This is a genomic window from Sinosporangium album, from assembly GCF_900100605.1.
In the GTDB taxonomy this organism is placed as follows: Bacteria; Actinomycetota; Actinomycetes; order Streptosporangiales; family Streptosporangiaceae; genus Sinosporangium; species Sinosporangium album.
Genome location: NZ_FNCN01000038.1, coordinates 46987 through 54545, shown reverse-complemented (window position 1 = coordinate 54545; position 7559 = coordinate 46987). Strand labels below are relative to the sequence as shown.

At 70.5% G+C, this 7559-nt stretch carries 5 protein-coding genes; 1 reads left to right on the top strand and 4 read right to left on the bottom strand.

The window, feature by feature from the left end:
• Window positions 1-108: 108 nt before the first annotated feature.
• Both BLQ73_RS26660 and erpA read right to left on the bottom strand, forming a co-directional pair.
• Entirely contained in the window at window positions 109-1095 is a 987-nt protein-coding gene (locus BLQ73_RS26660; RefSeq protein WP_093174614.1) for a carbohydrate kinase family protein, read from the bottom strand.
• Between the two features lie 239 nt (window positions 1096-1334).
• Window positions 1335-1688, bottom strand: a complete 354-nt coding sequence (gene erpA, locus BLQ73_RS26655; protein WP_093174612.1) for an iron-sulfur cluster insertion protein ErpA — start codon at window positions 1686-1688, stop codon at window positions 1335-1337.
• A 343-nt stretch (window positions 1689-2031) separates the two neighbouring features.
• On the opposite strand from erpA, the gene nadA reads away from it, so the two are divergent.
• Complete coding sequence (gene nadA, locus BLQ73_RS26650) at window positions 2032-3186, top strand: quinolinate synthase NadA (RefSeq protein ID WP_093174620.1); 1155 nt, start codon at window positions 2032-2034, stop codon at window positions 3184-3186.
• A 212-nt stretch (window positions 3187-3398) separates the two neighbouring features.
• Here the strand turns inward: nadA and BLQ73_RS26645 are convergent, their stop codons facing one another.
• Window positions 3399-4145 (bottom strand): SIMPL domain-containing protein, encoded by a 747-nt coding sequence (locus BLQ73_RS26645; protein WP_093174610.1) that lies wholly within the window; start codon window positions 4143-4145, stop codon window positions 3399-3401.
• An 80-nt stretch (window positions 4146-4225) separates the two neighbouring features.
• A complete protein-coding gene (gene lysX, locus BLQ73_RS26640; protein WP_093174608.1) occupies window positions 4226-7549 on the bottom strand; it encodes a bifunctional lysylphosphatidylglycerol synthetase/lysine--tRNA ligase LysX in 3324 nt (1107 codons plus the stop codon).
• Window positions 7550-7559: the final 10 nt, after the last annotated feature.

Here is a 7559-nt window from a genome sequence, read left to right as displayed (position 1 = left end):
CTCCGGTCGCTACGCTCCCTACGCTCCTCAGTCCAGACACCGGCGCCCGCTCGCACTCCCAAAGCGGCCAGAAACCCAGAACGTCGGCCTCAGCGGGGGTGGGGCGGGTCAGGGGTGGAGGCAGCGGAGGTGGGGGGCGATCTCGGCGGCGGCTTCGGCGCCGTAGGCGTCGGCGAAGCGGTCGAGGAAGACCTGCTGCTTGAGCTCGTATTCCTGGCAGCCCACACGCTCAAGGACGTGGGTGGCGGTGAGGTTGCCGATCTGGGCGCAGCGTTCGAGGCCGAGGTTCCAGGCGAGGCCGGCGAGGAAGCCGGCGCGGAAGGCGTCGCCGACGCCGGTCGGGTCGGCTTTGCCGAGCTCGGGGGCGGGCGGGACGTGGAGTGAGGGCTCACCCACGCGGTCGATGCGGGCGCCCTTGGGGCCGAGGGTCGTGACGCGGATGCCCACACGCCGCAGGACGTCGTCCTCGCTCCAGCCGGTCTTCTGCTCGATGAGGGCCTTCTCGTAGTCGTTGCTGAAGAGGTAGGCCGCGCCTTCGACGAGGGAGCGGATCTGCTCGCCGTCCATGCGGGCGATCTGCTGCGAGGGGTCGGCGGCGAACGGGATGGCGCGCAGACGGGCCTCGTCGGTGTGGCGGAGCATGGCGTCGGGGTCGTTGGGGCTGACGACGACGAGGTCGAGCCCGCCCACCCGGTCGGCGATCGGCTGGAGTTCGATCTCCCGGGCCTCGGCCATGGCGCCGGTGTAGAACGAGGCGATCTGGTTGTGCGTCTCGTCGGTCGTGCACAGGAAGCGGGCCGTGTGGTGGAGCTCGGAGACGTGGACCGACTCGCAGTCGACGCCGTGCCGCTCCAGCCATGAGCGGTAGTCCGCGAAGTCGGCTCCGACCGCGCCGACCAGGATCGGGGCGAGGCCGAGGGACCCCATGCCGAAGCTGATGTTGGCGGCGATCCCCCCGCGTCTGATCTGCAGGTCGTCGACGAGGAACGACAGGGACACCCGGTCGAGCTGGTCGGCGATGAGCTGGTCGGCGAACCGACCGGGGAAGGTCATCAGATGGTCGGTCGCGATGGAACCTGTGACGGCGATGCGCACGGGGTGCTTCTCCTCGTTGTCAGCATCTCTAGAGGGCGTGGGCGGCCCTGTGGAGCCGCCGATGAGCCACGTAAGGATACGGGAAGGCCCCGCCCGCACCAAGGCGGACGGGGCCCTCTCCGACGCTCGTCACGGCCGGCTCGTCACCGGCGGGTCTGTGTGTCCCCGGCGTTCTCACGCGCCATCACCATCGCTCGGACACGTCGACGCCTCCCGCGGAGCCGCGGACGTGGCGTGATCTAGTTGAAGGAGTCGCCGCAGGCACAGGAGCCCGTGGCGTTGGGGTTGTCGATCGTGAAGCCCTGCTTCTCGATCGTGTCGACGAAGTCGATCGTGGCACCCATGAGGTAGGGAGCGCTCATGCGGTCCGTCACGACGCCGACGCCGCCGAAGTCGGTCACGACGTCGCCGTCCATCGACCTGTCGTCGAAGAAAAGCTGGTAGCGGAGGCCGGAGCAACCACCCGGCTGCACGGCAACGCGGAGCTGGAGGCCCTCCTCGCCCTGCTGCTCCAGCAGGCTCTTGACCTTGGCCGCCGCCGCGTCGGTCAGGACGAGGCCCTGCTGCGTGGTCTCGCTGCTCTCAACCGTCATGTGCTGCTCCCGCGTAGTGGTTAGCCGCCGCCGCGGGCGACTGTCTTGGTTCTGACGTCTCTACTTAGACGGTAGCAACACCTGCCGAGGTCCACACATTCCGCGAGCCGCCTGAGAGTTTCCGCCCTGGCGGCCCTCGCCGTCCCCTTCAGGCCCCCGCGCGTCCGCCCGCGCGTCCCCGCGCGCGCCCCCTGCGGGCGACCACATGTGTACGGCACAGCCGGAGAGAACCGCTCCCACCACTCTGACCTGCGGCAATATCCGGATAAGCCCCCCCGGACCAGGTGATCTCCGACGGCTGTGCCATCATTAGTCGTCAGTTCGACGATAAGGGGGTGTGGTCGTGTCGACCACCCAGATCGGGCTTCCGCTTTTCGTGCTGGGCACGTCGGAGGACCCACACAGCGAGCGCGGAGTCGACTGTCCCGGCGAGCTGCCGCCCGCGTCAGATCCGGCTCTCGTGGAGCGGGCCAGGAGAGCCAAGGCCGCCCTCGGCGACCGGCTGTTCGTCCTCGGCCACCACTACCAGCGTGACGAGGTGATCCAGTTCGCGGACGTCACCGGGGACTCGTTCAAGCTGGCCAGGGAGGCCGCGGCCCGCCCGGACGCGGAGTTCGTCGTTTTCTGTGGCGTGCACTTCATGGCGGAATCCGCCGACATCCTCACCACGGACCGGCAGAAGGTCGTCCTGCCCGATCTCGCCGCGGGCTGCTCGATGGCGGACATGGCGACCTTCGACCAGGTCGAGGAGTGCTGGGAGACCCTGGAGGACGCCGGGGTGGCCGGGGTCACCGTTCCCATCACGTATATGAACTCCAGCGCAGACATCAAGGCGTTCTGCGGCAGGAACGGCGGCGCGGTCTGCACCTCCTCCAACGCCGAGCGCGCGTTGACCTGGGCCTTCGAGCGCGGCGAGAAGGTGCTGTTCCTCCCCGACCAGCACCTCGGCCGCAACACGGCGGTGCTGGAGATGGGCCTGTCGCTCGACGACTGCGTCGTCTACAACCCGCACCGCCCGAACGGCGGTCTGACCGACGAGCAGCTCAAGAACGCCAAGGTGATCCTCTGGAAAGGCCACTGCTCCGTCCACGGGCGGTTCACCGCCCAGTGCGTGGACGACGTACGGCAGCGCATACCCGGCGTCAACGTGCTCGTCCACCCCGAGTGCAGGCACGAGGTCGTGACCAAGGCCGACTACGTGGGGTCCACCGAATACATCATCAAGACGCTGGAGGCCGCCCCCTCCGGTTCCTCGTGGGCCGTCGGCACCGAACTGAACCTGGTCAAGCGCCTCGGGCAGATGTTCCCCGACAAGAACGTGGCCTTCCTGGACAAGACGGTCTGCTACTGCTCCACGATGAACCGCATCGACCTGCCCCACCTGGTGTGGGCGCTGGAGTCGCTCGCGGCGGGGACCGTGGTCAACCAGATCACCGTCGACTCCGACACGACCCACTGGGCCAAGGTCGCTCTCGACCGGATGCTGGCCCTCCCCTGACGGGCCGCGCGAAGGCCGGCGGGCCGCGCGAAGGCTGAGCCGTACAGAGGCTGGGGGCCGTACGGTGGCCGCACGGTGGCTGCACTGTGGCTGCACTGTGGCTGCACCGTGGCCCTACTGCGGCCGGCCCGCATGCGCCCATATGTGCCCGCGGTGCGCGCGAACGCGTGCCGCGGGCACGGTCATGGGTGGGGCCTCCGGGGCCGCGGGGCTCAGTCCTGCGGGGCGAACTCGAAGACCACGCGCACGGTGACCGACGTGATCTCCTGACCGACGCTGATGGACTCCTTGTCGGCGACCGCGGCGGCGCCCATCAGGAACGGGCGCGGCGAAACGCCGCCTTCCTCGCTGATGGAGACGACCCGCCCGATCCGCCTGTCGGCGAGTTCGGCGTACTGCGTGGCCTTGGCGAGCGCGTCCTGGAAGGCGCGGTCTCTGGCGGCCTTCGTCGCGGCCTCCGGGTTGGAGATCTCGAAGGAGACGCCGTTGAGGCGGACCTCCTCGCCGACGGACGCGGCGGCCTCGATGACCTTGTCCGCGGTGGAGACGTCGCGGACGATCGCCACCACGCCCTGGGAGGCGCGGTACCCGGAGACCTTGGGGTGCACCTCGAACTCGGGTCCGAGCGAAAGGTCGTTGGTCTGCAGGTCCTTGGCCTGCACGCCCGCGTCGAGCAGGGCCTGGGTGAGGCGGCCCGCCGCCGCCCTGGCCGCCGCGAATGCCTCGCCCGCGGTGGGGCGGCGCGCCTCGACCCCCGCGTTGAGCCGCATGATGTCGGGAGCGGACGCCACACTGCCCTGTCCCACGACGGTCACCCGTGAAGCTTCGTTCTGCATCGTCACCTTCGGTTTGACCGGGTCGGCCGGGCTGACCGCGTCGGCGGAGGCCATCCCGCCGAACGTTGCGGCACCGGCGATCGCGGCGGCGGCGAGGAGCGCCGCACGAGTCATCTTGATCATGCGCCGATGCCATCATCGGGGGCCGCGGACGCCGATGCGCCGCGCCCGGACTTGACGCTATCCGTGGGTTTCCAAAAGGTCTACCGGGGTTCGGGACGCATGAGGGGAAAAGTCAGGGTCTGTCGGATCGAGGCACCGGTGAGCAGCATGACCAGCCGATCGACACCCAGACCGAGGCCGCCGGTGGGCGGCATGGCGTGTTCGAGCGCGAGGAGGAAGTCCTCGTCCACCTCCATGGCCTCCGGGTCGCCGAGGGAGGCGTGGAGCGACTGCTCGATGAGGCGGCGGCGCTGCTCGATCGGGTCGATGAGCTCGGAGTAGGCGGTGGCGATCTCGGTGCCGTAGGCGACGAGGTCCCACCGTTCCGCCAGGCTCGGGTCGTCCCGGTGGGGGCGGGTCAGGGGGCAGATGTCGGCCGGGAAGTCGGTGTAGAAGGTGGGCCGCGTGGTCCGGGCCTCGACCAGGCGCTCGTAGAGCTCCTGCACGACCGCTCCCCTGCGCCAGCGGGGGTCGATCGGGACGGCGGTCCGCTCGGCGACGGCCAGCAGGTCGGCGTACGGCGTGCCCGGGGTGATCTCCTGCCCTGCGGCGTCGGAGATCGCCTGGTACACGGTGACCACCGGCCAGTCGCCGGAGATGTCCACGGCGGCACGCCTATGGAAGATCACCGGGGATCCGTAGACGGCGACGGCCGTCTCCTGGATCAGCTCCCGGGCGAGCACGAGCATGGTGCCGTAGTCCGCGTACGCCTGGTACAGCTCCAGCATCGTGAACTCGGGGTTGTGCTTGGGGGACACGCCCTCGTTGCGGAAGGTACGGCCGAGCTCGAAGACCCTTTCCGCACCCCCCACACACAGGCGCTTCAGGTAGAGCTCCGGTGCGATGCGGAGATACAGCCGCATGTCGCCGTAGGCGTTGCTGTGCGTGATGAACGGCCTGGCGAACGCTCCGCCGTACACGGGGTGGAGCATCGGGGTCTCCACCTCCAGGAACCCGCGGTCGACCAGGGAGTTGCGCAGCGCGTGCAGCGCGGTCCCCCGCACCCGCAGCATCTCGCGCGACTCGGGCCGCAGCACCAGGTCCAGGTAGCGCCTCCTGGCCGTGCTCTCGGCCCCGTTCAAGCCCCGGCGGGCGTGCGGCAGGGGGTGCAGGCACTTGGCGGTGAGCGTCCAGTCCTCGGCGCGCACGGAGATCTCGCCGGTGCGGGTGGCGACGACCTCGCCGCGGCAGCCGACGTGGTCGCCGATGTCCACGGTGCGCCGCCACCGCGCCAGCAGGTCGTGGTCGGTGACCATGAGCTGGAGCCGCCCGCTCCAGTCGGCGATCGTGGCGAACAGCACCCCGCCGTGGTCGCGCACCAGCATGACCCGGCCTGCCACGGCGACGCAGTCGCCGGATGAGGAGCCCGGGGGCAGGCCGGCGTGGCGCTGCCGTACGTCGGCGCAGGTGTCCGTGCGGTCGAACATGGGCTTGTACGGCTCGGGGATCTCGGCGAGCTTGGCCATCCGCACCTGCACCTGCTCCGGAGCGTGTACGGCGGGGCCGTCCGCGGCCTGGAGCTCGGGGACGGCGGGCGGCGCTCCGGCCTCGGCGCGGGCCTGCGCGTCCGCCTCACCGCGGTGCAGCAGGGCGTGCAGGCTGCGGCTCGGCACGAAGCCCTCGGCGGCGGCGCTGGCGAACCCCACCTTGGGCAGGTCGCGGGCCTCGCCGTAGGCCAGGTAGCGCGGCACCCAGATCGGCTGGTATTTCGCGCTTGAGCGGTAGAGGGACTCAAGCTGCCACCACCGGGAGCAGAAGAGCAGCGTGCGCCTCCAGGCCCGCAGCACCGGGCCCGCCCCCATGCGGGCCCCTTCCTCGAACACCGCGCGGAACACCGCGAAGTTCAGCGAGATGCGCTCGATCCCGAGGGCGGGGGCATGGCCGGCCAGCCCGGCGACCATGAACTCCATCAGCCCGTTGTCGGCGTCTCTGTCCCTGCGCATCAGGTCCAGGGACAGGCCGTGCTCCCCCCACGGCACGAACGACAGCACGGCGGCCTCGCCACCCTGCGCGTCCAGGGCCTCCACGAGCACGCACCGCCCGTCCGCCGGGTCGCCCAGGCGGCCGAGGGCCATGGAGAACCCCCGTTCGGTCTCGGTGTCCCGCCAGGCGCGGGCGCGTTCGATGACACGGTGCATCTCGTCGGGGGGCAGCGCGCTGTGGCGGCGTATCCGCAGGGTGTAGCCCGCGCGTTCGACCCGGTTGACCGCCTGCCGTACGGCGCGCATGCCGCGCCCTCCCAGGGAGAACGCGGCGATGTCGATCACGGCCTCGTCGCCGAGTTCCAGCACGTGCAGCCCGGACCGGTGGTAGGCGCGCGCCCCCTCCTCGCTCGCGCCGACGGCGGCCGGCGTCCAGCCGTACGCCTTGGCCTGGTCGAGGAAGGCGCAGATCGCGGGCTGCCACGCCTCCAGGTCGCCGATGGGGTCGCCCCCGGCGAGGCTCACTCCGGCCACGACGCGGTAGGAGACGGCCGCCTTTCCGCTCGGGGAGAAGATCGCGGCCCGGTCGCGGCGGGTGGCGAAGTAGCCGAGCGAGTCGCGTTCGCCGTGCTCGGCGAGCAGGGTGCGGATGTGCGTCTCCTCCCGCGGGGCGAGTACGGCGAGGGCCCGCTGCGACCCGAACAGCACCGCGGCACCCGCCAGCAGCGCGGTGGCGCTGATGAGCCCGATGAGGAACCCCACCCACTGCGGGGGGTGGCCGCTGGTGTGGAAGTCGAAGCTGATCGCGCCGCCCAGGGTCTTCTCCAGCACCCAGGTCAGGTGTGCATCCTTCGGCAGCGTGCCGGGGAAGAGGGTGACGAGCCCCATGCCGATGGCGAAGGAGACGATCAGGAGCGCGATCACCGTGGTCAGTGCCTTGCGGAACGCCGCGTGCTGGACCTTGGCGTAGAACTCGCCGTACGCCGCGACCATGATGACGAGGACGGCGGTCATGAGCACGAGGTTGACGGTCGTGGCGATGAAGAAGGCCGCGGGGAACTCCGGTCTCAGCTCCGGGATGAAGACGTATACCGGCACGGTGACGGCGTCGGCGAGCAGGGTGATGACGACGACCGCGACGAATACCCAGTACGCCACCCGTTTGCGCCGCGCCACCGCGCCCGCGAGTAGCGCTATGAACACCGCGTACGCGAGGTTGGCCTCCAGGGTGAACAGCCCGACGCTGACCGTCTCGGTCACGGGCACGAGGGCGTGCCGCAGGGGGGCGACGAGGGCGATGAGCAGGCAGTAGACGGCGAGTACGGCGAGCACGGTCGACAGCACCCTGGGCACAGCGGCCAGGAAGCGCGACGACCGCTCGCTCTCTACGGCCTGCGCGCTCCCGGCCCCGGGCTCAAGGCCCCAGACCTCGGCGTGCCTCACGTCATCCCCC